The sequence below is a fragment of the Kribbella sp. CA-253562 genome (assembly GCF_050942265.1).
Lineage (GTDB): Bacteria > Actinomycetota > Actinomycetes > Propionibacteriales > Kribbellaceae > Kribbella.
In genome coordinates this window covers 7,231,623-7,246,891 of record NZ_CP192049.1, presented here as the reverse complement: position 1 = coordinate 7,246,891, position 15,269 = coordinate 7,231,623, and the positions used below count along the sequence as shown (strand labels likewise).

Sequence of the window (15,269 nt, the reverse complement as noted above, 5' to 3'; positions counted from 1 at the left end):
CGCAGCCAACACGCCTTGAGCATGGGGCAGCCAGTTCACAGCTGAGCGGTGCTCAAGGTGCGGTGTGGCGGGCCGGAGTGAGCGCGGGGTAGTCCCGGAGCTCGATGGCGTCCGGTTCCGCCGCGGCGACCTTCGCCAGGACGCCGCGGAACGGCCGGGACGTCATCGTCCGGATCATCAGGTCCCGGGCGCGGATCGCGAGCGCGCTCATCGGCATCGCCATCGCGATCCCACCCGGCGGCAACGCGCTGCGCTGGACGACGTACTCCCGCATCCCCTCCTGGTACGCCGGGAACGCGCGCCGGTGATCGCCGTCCGCGGCGAGCTCCCCAGCCAGCACGTACGCGCCGACCAGCGACATCGCCGTACCGTGGCCGGCCAGCGGGGAACCGCAGTACCCGGCGTCGCCGAGCAGCACGACCCGCCCGCGCGACCACTCCGGTACGACGACGCTGCTGGTGCTGTCGAAGTAGAAGTCCTCGGCCGCCCGCATCCCGTCGACAACCTTCCGCGTGTGCCAGCCGGTGCCGTGGAATCGCCGCGCCAGCAGGGCTTTCTGCTCCTCGGCGTCGCGGCGGTTGTAGCTGATCTCGGGGGAGCGGAAGCTGAGCAGCGCGCGGGCGAACCGCGGATCGTGGTCCGGGCGCAGTCCGACCCAGCGACCGCCGGGCGCGTTGTGGATCTTCATCCAGCCGTCGAGGTCCTCCGGCGCCGGGATCGTGAAGTACGCGCCGTAGCCGCCGAGGTGGCGCACGAACTCCGCCTCAGGCCCGAAGGCGAGCGCGCGGATCCGTGAGTGCACGCCGTCGGCGCCGACGACCAGGTCGAAGTCCCGATCGGCCGCGGTCGCGAAGCTCACCCGGACGCCGTCGGTCGTCTGCGTCAGGCCGGTGACCGAGTCGCCGTACAGGTACTCGACGTCCGGAGTCGCGGCGAGCAGGATCTCGGACAGGTCGCCGCGGAGGATCTCGATCTCGGCGACCGGGCCGGCGCCGTCGAGCACTTCGGCGGGGAGGGCTGCGGCCTGCTTGCCGTTGGCGCGGATGTACGCGAGTCCCTTCTCCGGCAGGCGGCGAGCCTTGACCGCGGGCATCAGGCCCATCCGGCGGACGACCTCCTGCGCGATGCCGCGGATGTCGACGGTCTGGCCCCCGGGCCGGGGTGCCGCGGCGAGCTCGACCACGGTGGGCTCGAGGCCGGCGCGCCGCAGCCAGTACGCCAGGGCCGGTCCGGCGATTCCGGCTCCGCTGATCAGTACCTTCATCGTGATGTCCCTTCGAGGTAGTGCGCTGTACGGTGTACGCAGCAACGGTGCCGCGTCGGCAGAGACGCCGTCCAGTCCAGGCGCCGGGTGCACTAGGGCACTAGGAGGACGATGAGCGCGCCGTACCAGCAGATCGCTGCCGCGATCCGGAAACGGATCAGCACTGGTGAGCTCGCCCCGGGCGACCGGGTGCCGTCGACCCGCGAGCTGGTGCGCGAGTACGGCGTCGCGATGGCGACCGCGACCAAGGCGCTGACGACCCTGCAGCAGGAAGGCCTGGTGCACTCGCGGCCTGGGGTCGGCACGGTGGTCGGGCCTGCTCGCCGTACGCCGGTCCGGTCGGCCGATCCGGCGTTGAGCCGGGACGAGGTGGTCCGGGTCGCGATCGCGCTGGCCGACGCCGAGGGGTTGGCCGCGCTGTCGATGCGGCGGATCGCGAGCGAGCTGGGCGTGTCGACGATGGGCCTCTACCGGCACGTCGGCGGCAAGGACTCGCTGGTGCTGCAGATGGTCGACCGGGCGTTCGCGGACTTCCCGGTCCCGCCGGGTGAGCCGGCGAGTTGGCGTGAGGGGATCGAGACGGCCGCGCGGTTGCAGTGGGCGGCGTACCGGCGTCATCTGTGGTTGCCGGGCGCGATCACGCTGAGCCGGCCGCAGATGCTGCCGAGTCTGCTGTCGCACACCGACGCCGTTCTGCGGGCTGTCGCCGAGTTCTCGGTGGATGCGGACACGGCGATGTACACCGCGATCACGGTCTTCGGGTACGTGCGCAGCGTCGCGCTGAGCCTGGAGGCGGAAGCGCTGGCCGAGCAGGACACCGGGATGACCGCCGACGAATGGGGCGAGGAGCAGGCGGAACGGCTCGCGGTCCTGGCGGCGGGCATGGCGGGGTTCCGCAGTCTGGGCGAGGGGTTCGCCTTCGACTTCGACCTGGACCGGTGGTTCGAGTTCGGGTTGCAACTCGTGCTCGACGGGCTGGGCGTACAACTCGAACGGGTGCGGGCGCGGCTACGCTGAGTGTCGTTCGTCCAGAGCTGGAGGTGGCGATGGAGCCGGTGTTCGCGCCCGGGGTGCCGATGGAGGTACGCCGGTTGTTCGAGCGCAGACCTGAGCTGTTCGTGCCGGCCGGTCAGCCGCGGCCGAAACGGCGTACGTCGTGGTCGGAGGCGCCCGGGAACACCTTCGGCACGCTGCTGGTCTGGGTGGCGGTCTGCGTCGGCGGATGGATCCTGGCCCTGATCGTCATGGCGGTCGCGCTGCCGACCGAGGTCGCGGCGTGGGGCTCGGTCGCGCTGGCCGCTCTGGCGGTGGTCGCGACCGGTGCCGTCGCCGTGCGGTCGGCAGTCGAGGACCGCGGGCGGAAGGCGGTCCGGCGCCAGCACGGGAACTACCTGCTCGCCGAGGACTTCGACGAACCGGCGATCCGGTTGCTGACCCGCGCCCAGCGCGCGGTCAAAACGGTGCTTGAGGCAACGGTCACCCAACGCGGCCTGCTCGACGACATGCAGAACGAACTGGTCCTGCCCGAGCAGCTGTGGGACATCGGCCAGGTCCTGCACGAGCAGTCGGTCCTGCGCGCCCGCCAGCAGGAGGTCGCCCGCGGCATGGCGACCGCCGAACTGGACGCCGTACTGGGACCCCAGCGACGTGCGCTCGGCCGATCGGTCGACGCGATCAAACGCAAGGTCGAGCTGCTCGAGCAGTACGCCGACCGAGTCCGCTCCGCCGACGCCGCCCTCCGCGCCGAAGCCGCCCTCGACGACGGCGACCGCTACATCGAACTCCTCGCCCGCACCGAACCCGCCGGCGACACCACCGTCGTCCAGGGCTTCGCCGACGAGGCCGCCGCCCTCAAAGACACCTTCACCCGCTCCATCAACGCCGCCCGCGACGCGGGCCGCACCCTGGCGCTGCCGGAGTGATCAGCGACTCGTCGGTCTCGCGGTCGCCGGTCCGACGGTAGCCGCCGGGAGGGGGTTGGACGAGCGTATTACGCTGCCCGGATGAAGCGGACCGTGATTGTTGCCGGGGGCACCGGTGGTTTGGGTGGGGCGGTGACGGCGCAGTTGCTCGCGGGTGGGTGGCGGGTGGTGGTGCCGGGGCGGAGTGAGGAGTCGCTGGCTGCGCTCGGGGCGGATGAGGCGCTGGCTCCGGTGTTGGCGGATCTGTCGGATCCGGCGGGGGCGGCGGACGTGGTCGCGCTGGCGACGTCGGAGGAGAGTGCGCCGTTGCACGCGCTGGTGAACCTGGTCGGCGGGTTCGCGTCGGGCAAGCGGGTGCACGAGACGCCGGTGGAGGACTTCGAGCGGCTGCTCGCGCTCAACCTGCGGCCGCTGTACCTGATGACGCAGGCCGCCGTGCCGCATCTGATCGCCAACGGCGGCGGGTCGATCGTCTGTACGTCGAGTCAGTCGGCGCTCAAGCCGTTCTCCGGGGCGGCGGGTTATATCACCGCGAAGGCAGGTGTGATCGCCTTCGCCGACGCGCTGGCGACCGAGTACGCCGGCGACCACATCCGGGTGAACACGATCCTGCCCGGCACCATCGACACCCCGGCGAACCGCGCGGCCCGGCCGAACGCCGACACCTCGCGCTGGACGCCACCGCAAAGGATCGCCACCGCGATCCGCTTCCTGATCGACTCCGACGCGATCACCGGAGCCCACATCCCGGTCTAGGACGTGGCTCCCTAGCGCTGGTCGATCAGCAGCTGGATCCCGTCGAGGATCCGGTCCAGGCCGAAGCGAAACGCGTGGTCGGAGTCGAGCGCGGCCTGGTGCTGCTCGCCCGACGCGGTCCCAACCCGCCCGGCGACGGGAAAGCGATCGGCAAGCCCGGCCATGTAGCGGTCGAGCAGTGGGCCGGTGGTCAGCCACCACTCCTGATCCGTCAGCCCGCTCTCGCGCTGGGTCCGCTGATGCTCGGCGGCCGCCCGCGCCGTGCCCTGGACGTGGGTGAGGACCAGCGTCAGCGCCGAGTCCATCTCCACGTCGGTCAGCCCAAGTCCGTCCAGCGGCCGGAGCTCCGCCTCGTACTTGAACGTGATGTTCGGCCCGAGCGCGTTCCGGATCGCCGGCACCTCGTGGATCCAGGGGTGCGCCATCAGCGCCTCCCAGTTGCGCCGCGCGACGAACTCCATCCCGCCGCGCCACCCGCCCGGCTGCCGGGCCGGCTCGTCCACGTCGGCGTACAGGTCGGCGTACACGGTGTCGAACATCAGGTCCGTCAGCTCGCCCTTGCCCGGGATGTGCGTGTAGAGCGACATCGTCCCGGCTTTGAGCTGCTCGGCGATCTGCCGCATCGACACCGACTCCAGCCCGTGGGCGTCGGCCAGCTCGATCGCCGTCTCGACGATCGCCCGGACGGTCAGCCCGGAGCGCCCGGGTTTGCTGTGGCTGCCCCAGAGCAGGGCCAGACTGCGCGCCGGATCGGGCGCCGCGGACTTCTTCGCACTCACCGGGAACAAACTCCAACCGCTCGTCGTTGACCCGATCGTACCTGAGTCGTACGGTGTACGGTACGGCCTACGGAAGCAGCAACGGCGAAAACGAGGTGCAAGTGTCCACAGAACGCGTGATCGTCGCGGACGACGTGCGCAAGAACTACCCCGGCGGCACCGAGGGAGCGGGCCTGAACGGCTTCGACCTCGAGGTCAGCGCGGGGTCGGTGGTGGGACTGCTCGGCCCGAACGGCGCCGGCAAGACCACCGCGGTCCGGATCCTGTCCACCCTGCTCGACCTGGACTCCGGCCGGGCGACCGTCGCCGGGTACGACGTGCGCCGCCAGGGCCAGGAGGTCCGCAAGCGGATCGGCCTGGTCGGCCAGTACGCCGCGGTCGACGAGATCCTCACCGGCCGGCAGAACCTGGTCCTGTTCGGCCGGCTCAACCACCTGTCCCGCAAGGCCGCCCTCAGCCGGGCGGACGAACTGCTCGAACGGTTCGCCCTGCGGGAAGCCGCGGACCAGGCCGCGAGCAAGTACTCCGGAGGCATGCGCCGCCGCCTCGATCTGGCCGCCAGCCTGATCGTTGCCCCGGCCCTGTTGTTCGTCGACGAACCGACCACCGGACTGGACCCGGCGGGCCGGCGCGAGGTCTGGTCGGCCGTCCGCGACCTGGTCCGGGCCGGTACGACGGTGCTGCTGACCACGCAGTACCTGGAAGAGGCCGACCAGCTCGCCGACCGGATCTCGATGCTCCGGGCCGGACGAGTAGTTGCCGAAGGCACCCCGGACGAGTTGAAGGCGCAGTTCGGCGGCGACTGGCTGGATCTGGTGCTGGCGGATCCGGCCGACGTACAGAAGGTCCTGGCGCTGGTCGAACGGCTGGCCGACGGCGAGGTCCGGGTCGACGACCTGACGGTCAGCGTGCCGGTCCGGGATCGCACGAAAGCACTGGTGGACGTCGCGATCGCGCTGCGCGACGTACGGATCGAACCGGAGGACATCACGTTACGACGACCGACCCTGGATGAAGTGTTCCTGCACCTGACCGGATCGGAGGTGGCGGCATGAGATGGGCCCTGGCCGACGGATGGACGATCGCACTGCGCACGCTGACGCATTGGCGGATGCAGCCCGGCGTGGTGATCTTCGGGTGGTTCTTCCCGATCCTGATGCTGCTGATGTTCGGCGCGCTGCTCGGCGGAGCGATGGAGCGCCCGGAGGGACGCTCGTACTACGAACTGCTGGTGCCGGGCATCTTCGCGCTGTCGATGCTCTTCGGACTGGAGGGCACGATGACCGCGATCACCACCGACGCGGCCAAGGGTGTGACGGACCGGTTCCGCTCACTGCCGATGAGCTCGGCCGCGGTGGTGCTCGGCCGGTGCATCGCGGACATGCTCGACTCGGCGGTCACGCTGGTGATCCTGGCGGCGGCCGGGCTCGCGCTCGGCTGGCGATGGCACGAGTCGCTGGGTGAGGCGCTGGCGGCGTTCGGGCTGCTCCTGCTGCTGCGGTTCGCGCTGCTCTGGGTCGGCATCTTCATCGGGCTGTCGGTGCGCAACGCCCAGTCCGTGACCGCGATCCAGGTGGCGATCTGGCCGGTCGGGTTCCTGTCCAGCGCGTTCGTCAACACCTCGACGATGCCGGACTGGCTGGGCACGATCGCGCAGTGGAACCCGATGTCGTCCACCGCGACCGCGGCCCGCGACCTGTTCGGCAATCCGGGAGCGACCGCCGAGTCGTGGATCGGTGAGCATGCCCTGGCGGGCGCGGTGATCTGGCCACTACTGCTCGTGGCCGTTTTCCTGCCGCTGTCGGCGCGCAAGTTCCGCAACCTGTCCCGCTGATTTCCGCGCGGGTGGCGCGTGCACCAGTAGACTGGACCCGACGTCAACCGATCGACCCCGCCCAACGTCTGAAGAAGTGTGCGGCCTGGGTACCTGGTGTCCAGGCCACGGGGCATCGACAGGGGAATCATGGGTCGTCGTGCACGCGCCACCAGCGCAGCGGGGAGTTCTACCGGCACGCCCGAACAGCGGCGGACCCCGGCCAAGACCGTGCCGCAGTCCCTCGGCCTGACGCTGCTCAGCGCGCTGCTGCCCGGAAGCGGGCTGATTCTCGGCGGCCGCCGCCGGCTCGGCGCGGTCGTGCTCACGCTGAGCCTGGTGCTGGTCGGCCTCGGCCTGTACGCCGGGTTCTGGCGCCGTGACGACGTCGCGCAGTCGATCGTCGTCCCGAGCCGGCTGCTCGGCATCGCGATCGGGATCGGCGTGCTCGCGCTCGGCTGGATCGTGGTCGTCGTCGCGTCCCACCGATTGTTGCGTCCGGCAACGGGCGGACCGGGCGGGCGGGCCGCCGGGGCGATCCTGGTCGGGTTGCTGTGCTTCGCGATCACCGCTCCGGCCGCGCTCGGCGTACAGAGTGTGCTGGCACAGCGGGACCTGGTGGAGAACGTCTTCGTCTCCCAGGGGGAGAGCAAGAGCGCGACCCGGCCGGAGACGGTGAACGTCAAGGACCCGTGGGAGGACAAGCCGCGGCTCAACCTGCTGCTGCTCGGCGGGGACGACGGCAAGGGCCGGACCGGCGTGCGGACCGACACCGTGATCGTCGCCAGCATCGACACCAAGACCGGGGACACCGCGCTGATCTCGCTGCCGCGGCAGCTGATGTTCATGCCGTTCCCGAAGGACTCGCCGCTGCACAAGATCTACCCGAACGGCTTCGGCAGGGAGGGGCTCAGCCTGACCGGGCGGCTGGAGTGGATGCTGACCGCGATGTACCAGAACATCCCGGCCATGCACCCCGGCATCCTCGGCCCGTCCGACAACGAGGGCGCCGACGTGGTCAAGCAGTCGGTCGGCGAGGCGACCGGGCTGGACATCGACTACTACCTGCAGGTCAACCTGCAGGGCTTCGACCAGATCGTCGACGCGCTCGGCGGAATCACCGTCAACGTCAACGAACGCGTCGCGATGGGCGGCGTCAGCAGCGCGCACATCCCGCCCGGCCAGTGGCTCGAGCCGGGCCCGAACCAGCACCTGGACGGCTTCAAGGCGCTGTGGTTCGCCCGCGGCCGGTACGGCACCAGCGACGACGAGCGTCAGGTCCGGCAGCGCTGCGCGATCAAGGGCATCGTTGACGCCGCCGACCCGAAGACCTTGGCCACGAAGTACCAGGCGATCGCCCGCGCGGGCAAGAACCTGCTGCGGACCGACATTCCGCAGGAGTTGCTGCCGGCGCTGGTCGAGCTCGGGCTGCGGGTGAAGTCGGCGACCGTCTCCAACGTCTTCCTGGACCAGTCCAAGCTCAGGCTGAAGTACCTGCACCCCGACTACGCAGGCCTCCGCGAGACGATCGCGAAGGCCCTGGAGCACGACCCGGTCACCACCACCCAGCCGCCGGTCACCCCGACGCCGGGCAAGCCGACCGCCCTCAACCGGCCGGGCGGCGCGCCCGCGGCCACGCCCCCCGGTCCGACCGAGGATCTGCGCGACGCGTGCGCGTACGACCCAACCGGCGCCCAGAACGGGCGCTGAGCCGGCGAGCAGGCCGACGCCCGCCGGCTCTACGAGCTGACCAAAGACGTCCTGACGATCAGGTGAACAGGTCCGAGTCCGGGCCGAAGTCGGCCTCGTCGACGACGCGGCGGACCTCGACCTCGTCGTCCAGCGCCTCGGCCAGCCGGGCGGCCCACTCGATCGCCTCGTCCTTGCTGCGGACGTCGACGATGATGATGCCGCCGATCAGCTCCTTGGTCTCGGCGAACGGGCCGTCGGTCACCGTGCGCTTGCCGCCGGTCACCTTCACCCGGGCGCCGAGCGCGCTGCGGTGCACGCCCTCGGCCACCAGTAGCACGCCCGCCTTGGACAGGTCGTCGACCAGCGCGCCGACGTTCGCGGCGACCTCGTCGCTCACCATCCGGCCGGCCTCGCTGGCCTCGTCGGCCTTGTTGATGATCATGTAACGCATCTGCTGCCACTCCCCTTACTCGTCGGTCGAACACTTACTCTCACGTCGACCGGGTCACCCGGGGATCGACACACCCGTTGTCGCGATTTCCGGTACGCCGCTCAGGGTTGCGCCCGACTCCACGCTCTGCCCGGCGCGGATTCGGGCGAGGGCCCTTGCCGTGACCCCGGTCGTGCTGTTCTATCGGTCGGGTGACGGTGACGGACACGCACGGGGCGATCGACGCGGTCTGGCGGATCGAGTCGGCCAGGATCGTCGCCGGGGTCGCGCGGATCGTGCGCGACGTCGGCCTGGCCGAGGAACTCGCCCAGGACGCGCTGGTCGCGGCGCTCGAGCAGTGGCCGGAGTCCGGCGTACCAAAAAATCCTGGTGCCTGGCTGATGACGATCGCCAAGCGTCGCGCGATCGACCTGATCCGGCGCAAGGACACCTACCAGCGCAAGCTCGCCGAGCTGGGCCACGAGCTGGAGATCGAAGGCGACTCGGTCGAGGACGACGTGGAGGCGATTCTCGAGGACACCATCGAGGACGACCTGCTCCGGCTGGTTTTCACCGCGTGCCACCCGGTGCTCACCACCGACGCCCGGGTCAGCCTGACGCTGCGGCTGCTCGGTGGGCTGAAGACCGACGAGATCGCCCGCGCGTTCCTCGCGCCCGAGGCGACCATCGCGCAACGCATCGTCCGCGCGAAGCGGAATCTGGCCAAGGCCGAGGTCGGCTTCGAGGTGCCGGCCGGAGAGGAGCTGCTGGAACGGCTCTCGTCGGTGCTCGAGGTCGTCTACCTGATCTACAACGAGGGGTACTCCGCGACCGCGGGCGACGACTGGATGCGTCCGGCACTGTGCGACGAGGCGATCCGCCTCGGCCGGCTGCTGGCCGAGCTGATGCCTCAGGAACCAGAGGTGCACGGCCTGCTCGCACTGATGGAACTGCAGTCGTCCCGCGCGAAAGCCCGTACCGGCCCGTCGGGGGAGCCGGTGCTGCTGCTCGACCAGGATCGCCGCCGCTGGGACCGGCTGCTGATCCGGCGCGGTCTGGAGAGCATCGACCGGGCCTGGGCGCTGGAAGGCGAACCGGGTCCGTACCTGCTGCAGGCCGCGATCGCCGCCTGCCACGCGCGAGCGGCCGAGGCGGAGGACACCGACTGGGCGCGCATCGCCGGGCTGTACGCCGTACTGGCTGCTGTGGTGCCCTCGCCGGTCGTGGAGCTGAACCGCGCGGTCGCGATCTCGATGGCGTTCGGGCCGGAGAACGGGCTGATCGCGGTGGACGCGCTGCTCGACGAGCCGGCGTTGAAGGACTACCACTTGCTGCCGAGTGTTCGGGGCGATCTGCTGTTCAAGCTCGGGCGGCTGGAGGAGGCGCGCGCGGAGTTCGAGCGGGCCGCGTCGCTGACCCGGAACGAGCGGGAGCGGGCGCTGCTGCTGGACCGGGCTGCTGCCTGCTGAAACCTCTCGGCAAGGGTGTCGATCCGGGAGATGGGTGTTCGACGCAGTGGTGTGAGGCCGGAAGGACGGCCCCGGACACTAGGAGCACTCATGGAGAAGGTCACCTCGGCGGACGGCACCGCGATCGCGTTCGACCGGCTCGGCACAGGACCCGCGGTGGTCCTGGTCTGCGGCGGCTCGGTCGACCGGATGTCGAACGCTCCGCTGGCCGCGCTGCTGGCCGAGCACTTCACCGTCTACAACTACGACCGCCGCGGCCGGGGCGACTCCGGCGACGCGAAGGTCTACGCGGTCGAGCGGGAGTTCGAGGACCTCGACGCGATCTTCGCCGCGGCCGGCGGATCGGCGTGCCTGTACGGAACGTCGTCCGGTGCCGCGCTGGCGTTGCTGGCGACGGCCTCCGGGCGCCCGGTCGAGCGGCTCGCGCTGTGGGAACCGCCGTACATCCTCGAAGGCGGACGGCCGCGGCCGCCCGCGAACACGGCCGACATCTTCCGGGACTTCGTCGCGGCGGGCCGGCGGGACGCGGCGGCGGAGTACTTCATGGCGGAGATCGTCGGGTTGCCGCCGGAGTTCGTCGCGATGGCGAAGGCGTCGCCGTGGTGGCCGGCGCAGGAGGCGATCGCGCACACGCTCGCGTACGACGCGACGGTGATGGGCGACTACTCGGTGCCGGTCGACGCCGTACGGCGGGTGAAGGTGCCGACGCAGGTGCTCACCGGCGGCGCGTCCTGGCCGTGGATGGTCGAAGGCAATCAGGCCGTCGTCGCCGGTCTGGCCGACGGCAGCCACCGCACGCTCGACGGGCAGGAGCACAACGTCGACCCCGCCGTGATGGCGCGGGCGCTCAAGGAGTTCTTCGGAGGTGCGCGATGAAGTTCCGGACCGTGCTGGTCGGTACGACGAAGGTCGGGATCGAGGTGCCGCCGGAGATCGTCGAGTCGTTCGGCGCGGGCAAGAAGCCGGCCGTCCGGGTGACGATCGGCGACCACACCTACCGCAGCACCATCGCGGTGATGGGCGGCAAGTACATGGTCGGCGTCAGCGCCGACAACCGCGCGGCGGCCGGAGTCGCGGGCGGCGACGAGGTCGAGGTCGAACTGGAACTCGACACCGCACCCCGCGAGGTGGACGTCCCTGCGGATTTCGCGCAGGCGCTGGACGCGCAACCGGAGGCGCGGAAGTTCTTCGACGGGCTGTCGTACAGCCAACGCCGGTGGTTCGTGCTGGGCATCGAAGAGGCGAAGAAACCGGAAACCCGCGGCAACCGCATCGAGAAGGCGGTCGAACGCCTGGCATCAGGCCGCGGCCAGCGCTGACGCGCGCCGGCAGGCGCGAAGCGCCTTGCCGTCGGGGCGGCGGGCTCCCTCTGCCACCCCCGCCGCGCGCAGCGCGGCGGGACCTGCGGTGCGTCCGGAGCTCGGTGCTCCGGACGCTGCAGGTACGGATCAAACGACGGTGATCAGACCACCGGCGTTGCTGCGGGCGGCGTCGAAGCGCGCCTGGGCGTCGGCCCAGTTCACCACGTTCCACCACGCCTTGACGTAGTCGGGCTTCACGTTCTTGTACTGCAGGTAGAAGGCGTGCTCCCACATGTCCAGCATCACGATCGGGATCTGCCCGGCCGGCAGGTTGCCCTGCTGGTCGTACAGCTGGTGGATCAGCAGCTGACCCTGCAGCGCGTCCCAGCCGAGGATCGCCCAGCCGGAGCCCTGGATGGTCGTCGCCGCCGCGGTGAAGTGCGCCTGGAACGCGTCGAACGAGCCGAACGCCTCGTCGAGCGCGGCCGCCAGCTCACCGGTCGGCTTGTCGCCACCTTCCGGGGACAGGTTCTTCCAGAAGATCGAGTGGTTGACGTGCCCGCCCAGGTTGAAGGCGAGGGTCTTCTCCAGCCCGACGATCGAGCCGAAGTCGCCGCTCTCGCGAGCCGCGGCCAGCTTCTCGAGGGTGTCGTTCAGACCCTTCACGTAGGTGGCGTGGTGCTTGGAGTGGTGCAGCTCCATGATCTCGCCGGCGATGTGCGGCGCGAGTGCGCCATAGTCGTAGGTGAGGTCGGGAAGCGTGTACGTGGTCAACTCTGCTCCTTCGTCAGGGCCCGCGCGGGGCCGGTTCTCCGATGTCCTGTTGCAGCGGCACCAGCTTGAAACTTCAACCACGGTTGAGGTCAAGTCGCCACGCGGGGCGGCGTGGTCCCAGACCCGTGCCCGGCCCGTCGCCGCTCACACGCAACGTGCCGGTCGCCTCCAGCTTCACATACTCCGGCCGCGCACCCACGCCGGAGGTCTCCCAGTCTCATCACAGCGCCTGGCCTCAGAGTCGCCGCCTCTCGAACCACCGCTCCCACTGCGCAAATACCGACCCAGTACGACGGGAGCCGCGCCCGCCACCACGACCGCGAGCACCGCCGGAATCAGCAGTCCCAGCGGCAGCCCGGCCCGCGCGGCGACGGCGCCGATCACCGCCGGCCCGACCAGCCCACCGCCGTAACTGATCGTGGTCACGGTCGACAACCGACGCCCTGACGCGCCGGAGCTGCCGAGCGCGCTCACTACGACGGGCCACACCACGGCCATCCCCGCCCCGGCCAGAATCCACCCCGCCATCGCCGTACCGACTCGCGCGGTCCCGATCACACCGGCCAGCAGAACCAGCCCGTAGCCCCCGGTCGCCACCGCACCGGCGTACCGGATCGTCGCGGTCGGTCCCAGCCGCGCCCGGACCGGATCACCCACGAACCGCACCACCGTCATCGCGACGAAGAAGGCCGTGAAAACGAGCGACCCGACCGCCGGGTCAGCGCCCAGCACCCGCGTCGCGTGAATCCCCGCCCAGTCCGTCGCCGCCCCCTCGGTCAGAAACGCCGCTGCCCCGATCACCCCGAGCGCGACCATCAATCCGCTCCGCCGCTCCTCGACCAGCACCGCGTCGGACAGCTGAGCAGCGGCAGGCGACGGAAGATCGCGGGTGACGGCAACAGCCGCGACGACGAGCCCGGCCGCGAACGCGAGCAGCACCGACTGCACGCCGAGGCCGAGCCGCAGCCCCACGGTCACCAACGCCCCGCCGAGGACGGCTCCCAGAGTCCACGTCCCGTGCATGGTCGCCATCACCGGTCGTCCCGTCGCCCGCTCGACGTCCACCGCCTGCAGGCTCAACGCGACATTGAGCCCACCGGACAACATCCCGAACACGACCACCGCGCCGGTCAACACCTCCGCCGAAGGCGCCAGCGCGACAAGCACCGGCGCCGGTGCCGCGGCCCGCAACGTCCACCGCAGCAACCGGCGCCCGGACCACCGATCCGCCAACCGGCCGGCGATCGGCATCGCCACCAGTGCCCCGACGGCCAGTGCCATGAGCAGTACGCCGAGCCGCCCGGCCCCGAGATCGAGCCGGGCGTCGGTGGCCGGCAGCGTCGCGCCCCACGCCGCGTTCAGTACGCCGGTCAGCCCGTAACAGGTCGCGATGCGAAGTCTCATGCCCCGACCATCAACCGCCGGTCGACCCGGACTCCAACACCTGTTCCGCGCCGATTCACACACCCAGAGCGTCAGTCCGAGCTACACGGTCGTGTCGAGCACCAGCTTGCCGCGCGTCCGCCCCGACTCCATCCGCTCATGCGCCTTCGCGGCCTCGGCCAGCGGGTACACCTGCTCGATCTCGACCCGCACCTTGCCAGCCTCGATCAGCCGAGCGATCTCGCCCAGCGCATGCCCGTCCGGCTCGACCAGGAACCCGGTCGCATGCACCCCGGCCGCCTTGGCCTTGCTGACCAACTCCGCCGAAGTCCCCGACGGTACGGCGACCAACCGGCCACCGGGCTTGAGGACCTTGATCGCCTGATCCAGCGTCGTCTCGCTGCCGAGCAGGTCCACCACCACGTCGATGTCCGCGACAGCCTGGTCGACAGCCGTGCTCTGGTAGTCGACCAGCTCGTCCGCACCGAGTTCACGCAACCACTCGTGCTTGCCGGCGCTCGCCGTACCGGTCACGTGTGCGCCGAGAGCCTTGGCGAACTGCACGGCCAGATGCCCGACACCGCCGGCCGCGGCGGTGATCAGCACCCGCTGGCCCGGCTGCACGTCGGCAGCGGCGGTCAGGATCTGCCACGCCGTCAGCCCGGCCAACGGTACGGCGGCTTCGGCGTACGAGAGGTTGGCGGGCTTCTTCGCGAACTGCCGCGACGGCGCGGTCACGTACTCGGCGTACGCCGACGCCGCGCGCGGGAACCACGGCATACCGAAGACCTCGTCGCCGACCTCCAGCGTGTGCACGCCGCCGCCGACCTGCTCCACCACGCCCGCGACGTCCCACCCGAGCACGAACGGCGGCGTGCCGAGGATGCCCGCGACGCCGCTGCCCTCCCGGGTCTTGTAGTCGACCGGGTTCACCCCGGCCGCGTGCACCCGGATGAGCACCTCGGTCGGCAACGGCTCCGGTCGCTCCAGTTCGACGACCCGCAGCACCTCCGGCCCACCGAACTCGTCCTGGCTGATCGCTCGCATCGCACTCCTTCCACAGTCCTTGCTGACGCCCGAGAAGCTATCTTCCGGCGGGTACTTTCCCGCAAGGACCGCTACTATCCATCGGGAAGTACTACCGCAAAGGACGCCTGATGACCGCCACCTGCTCCACCGGCCAACACGACAAGCACGACGTCTACGCCGCGCAGTGCCCCTGCCGCGACGTGCTCGACCTGCTCGCCAACAAGTGGGCCGCGCTCGCCATCGGCGCGCTCGAGTCCGGCCCGCTGCGCTTCGGCGAGCTCCAGCGCCGCCTCGAGGGCATCAGCCCGAAGGTTCTCACCCAGACGCTGCGCCGCCTGGAGGAAGCCGGCTTCCTGCACCGCGAGATCTTTCCCGCCGTCCCGCTGCATGTCGAGTACTCGCTCACAGACCTCGGTCGCAGCGTCTCCGTCCCTCTCGCCTCCCTGCGCACGTGGGTCGAGTCGCACCTGCACGAGATCGGGTGAACGTGCACCACTGACCAACCACCGGCCAACGACGCCGGCCACGCTCAGCCCTGGCCTCCGAAGCCGCGGAACGGGACGTTGGTCAGTGGTGCACGTCCGCCCCTGACGTCGACGTTGCATCAACCTGCCCCGGCAACGCGGTTTCGGGGCGCTGAGTGGCCGGGCGGTGACG

General features: G+C 70.6%; 16 protein-coding genes. 10 read left to right on the top strand and 6 right to left on the bottom strand.

Annotated features, from left to right (window positions below):
• Positions 1–52 precede the first annotated feature (52 nt).
• On the bottom strand, positions 53–1,264 hold the full coding sequence (locus ACQPXM_RS34295) for an FAD-dependent monooxygenase (protein WP_432941771.1): 1,212 nt from the start codon (positions 1,262–1,264) through the stop codon (positions 53–55).
• A 111-nt stretch (positions 1,265–1,375) separates the two neighbouring features.
• Here ACQPXM_RS34295 and ACQPXM_RS34290 point away from each other — a divergent pair, with 111 nt between their 5' ends.
• The 3 genes from ACQPXM_RS34290 (at position 1,376) to ACQPXM_RS34280 (ending at position 3,942) form a co-directional block, all read left to right on the top strand.
• Complete coding sequence (locus tag ACQPXM_RS34290; RefSeq protein WP_432941769.1) at positions 1,376–2,281, top strand: GntR family transcriptional regulator; 906 nt, start codon at positions 1,376–1,378, stop codon at positions 2,279–2,281.
• 29 nt (positions 2,282–2,310) lie between these two features.
• Entirely contained in the window at positions 2,311–3,186 is an 876-nt protein-coding gene (locus ACQPXM_RS34285) for a hypothetical protein (RefSeq protein WP_432941767.1), read from the top strand.
• A gap of 81 nt (positions 3,187–3,267) precedes the next feature.
• Positions 3,268–3,942, top strand: coding sequence for an SDR family NAD(P)-dependent oxidoreductase (locus tag ACQPXM_RS34280; protein WP_432941764.1), 675 nt, complete (start codon positions 3,268–3,270; stop codon positions 3,940–3,942).
• A gap of 11 nt (positions 3,943–3,953) precedes the next feature.
• On the opposite strand, the gene ACQPXM_RS34275 is transcribed toward ACQPXM_RS34280, so the two are convergent.
• Complete coding sequence (locus tag ACQPXM_RS34275) at positions 3,954–4,721, bottom strand: TetR/AcrR family transcriptional regulator (protein WP_432941761.1); 768 nt, start codon at positions 4,719–4,721, stop codon at positions 3,954–3,956.
• A 101-nt stretch (positions 4,722–4,822) separates the two neighbouring features.
• Between ACQPXM_RS34275 and ACQPXM_RS34270 the strand changes: the two genes are divergently transcribed.
• The 3 genes from ACQPXM_RS34270 (at position 4,823) to ACQPXM_RS34260 (ending at position 8,244) form a co-directional block, all read left to right on the top strand.
• Positions 4,823–5,776 carry an ATP-binding cassette domain-containing protein gene (locus ACQPXM_RS34270; RefSeq protein WP_432941758.1) on the top strand — a complete coding sequence of 318 codons (954 nt, stop codon included), beginning with the start codon at positions 4,823–4,825 and terminating at the stop codon, positions 5,774–5,776.
• Positions 5,773–6,555 carry an ABC transporter permease gene (locus ACQPXM_RS34265; protein ID WP_432941756.1) on the top strand — a complete coding sequence of 261 codons (783 nt, stop codon included), beginning with the start codon at positions 5,773–5,775 and terminating at the stop codon, positions 6,553–6,555. The genes ACQPXM_RS34270 and ACQPXM_RS34265 overlap by 4 nt, the downstream gene beginning before the upstream one ends.
• A gap of 129 nt (positions 6,556–6,684) precedes the next feature.
• Complete coding sequence (locus ACQPXM_RS34260) at positions 6,685–8,244, top strand: LCP family protein (protein WP_432941753.1); 1,560 nt, start codon at positions 6,685–6,687, stop codon at positions 8,242–8,244.
• Between the two features lie 58 nt (positions 8,245–8,302).
• Here ACQPXM_RS34260 and ACQPXM_RS34255 read toward each other — a convergent pair whose 3' ends face one another.
• Positions 8,303–8,677 (bottom strand): YciI family protein, encoded by a 375-nt coding sequence (locus ACQPXM_RS34255; RefSeq protein ID WP_432941751.1) that lies wholly within the window; start codon positions 8,675–8,677, stop codon positions 8,303–8,305.
• Positions 8,678–8,868: 191 nt separating this feature from the next.
• Here ACQPXM_RS34255 and ACQPXM_RS34250 point away from each other — a divergent pair, with 191 nt between their 5' ends.
• The 3 genes from ACQPXM_RS34250 (at position 8,869) to ACQPXM_RS34240 (ending at position 11,444) form a co-directional block, all read left to right on the top strand.
• A complete protein-coding gene (locus ACQPXM_RS34250; protein WP_432941748.1) occupies positions 8,869–10,125 on the top strand; it encodes an RNA polymerase sigma factor in 1,257 nt (418 codons plus the stop codon).
• A 90-nt stretch (positions 10,126–10,215) separates the two neighbouring features.
• Entirely contained in the window at positions 10,216–11,001 is a 786-nt protein-coding gene (locus ACQPXM_RS34245) for an alpha/beta fold hydrolase (RefSeq protein ID WP_432941745.1), read from the top strand.
• Positions 10,998–11,444, top strand: a complete 447-nt coding sequence (locus ACQPXM_RS34240) for a YdeI/OmpD-associated family protein (protein WP_432941742.1) — start codon at positions 10,998–11,000, stop codon at positions 11,442–11,444. The genes ACQPXM_RS34245 and ACQPXM_RS34240 overlap by 4 nt, the downstream gene beginning before the upstream one ends.
• Positions 11,445–11,573: 129 nt before the next feature.
• On the opposite strand, the gene ACQPXM_RS34235 is transcribed toward ACQPXM_RS34240, so the two are convergent.
• The 3 genes from ACQPXM_RS34235 to ACQPXM_RS34225 form a co-directional block, all read right to left on the bottom strand.
• Positions 11,574–12,200 (bottom strand): superoxide dismutase, encoded by a 627-nt coding sequence (locus ACQPXM_RS34235; RefSeq protein ID WP_432941740.1) that lies wholly within the window; start codon positions 12,198–12,200, stop codon positions 11,574–11,576.
• Positions 12,201–12,374: 174 nt separating this feature from the next.
• Positions 12,375–13,604, bottom strand: coding sequence for an MFS transporter (locus ACQPXM_RS34230; RefSeq protein ID WP_432941737.1), 1,230 nt, complete (start codon positions 13,602–13,604; stop codon positions 12,375–12,377).
• Positions 13,605–13,685: 81 nt separating this feature from the next.
• Entirely contained in the window at positions 13,686–14,630 is a 945-nt protein-coding gene (locus tag ACQPXM_RS34225; protein ID WP_432941734.1) for an NADP-dependent oxidoreductase, read from the bottom strand.
• Between the two features lie 110 nt (positions 14,631–14,740).
• On the opposite strand from ACQPXM_RS34225, the gene ACQPXM_RS34220 reads away from it, so the two are divergent.
• Positions 14,741–15,097 carry a winged helix-turn-helix transcriptional regulator gene (locus tag ACQPXM_RS34220; RefSeq protein ID WP_432941731.1) on the top strand — a complete coding sequence of 119 codons (357 nt, stop codon included), beginning with the start codon at positions 14,741–14,743 and terminating at the stop codon, positions 15,095–15,097.
• The last annotated feature ends 172 nt before the right edge of the window (positions 15,098–15,269 follow it).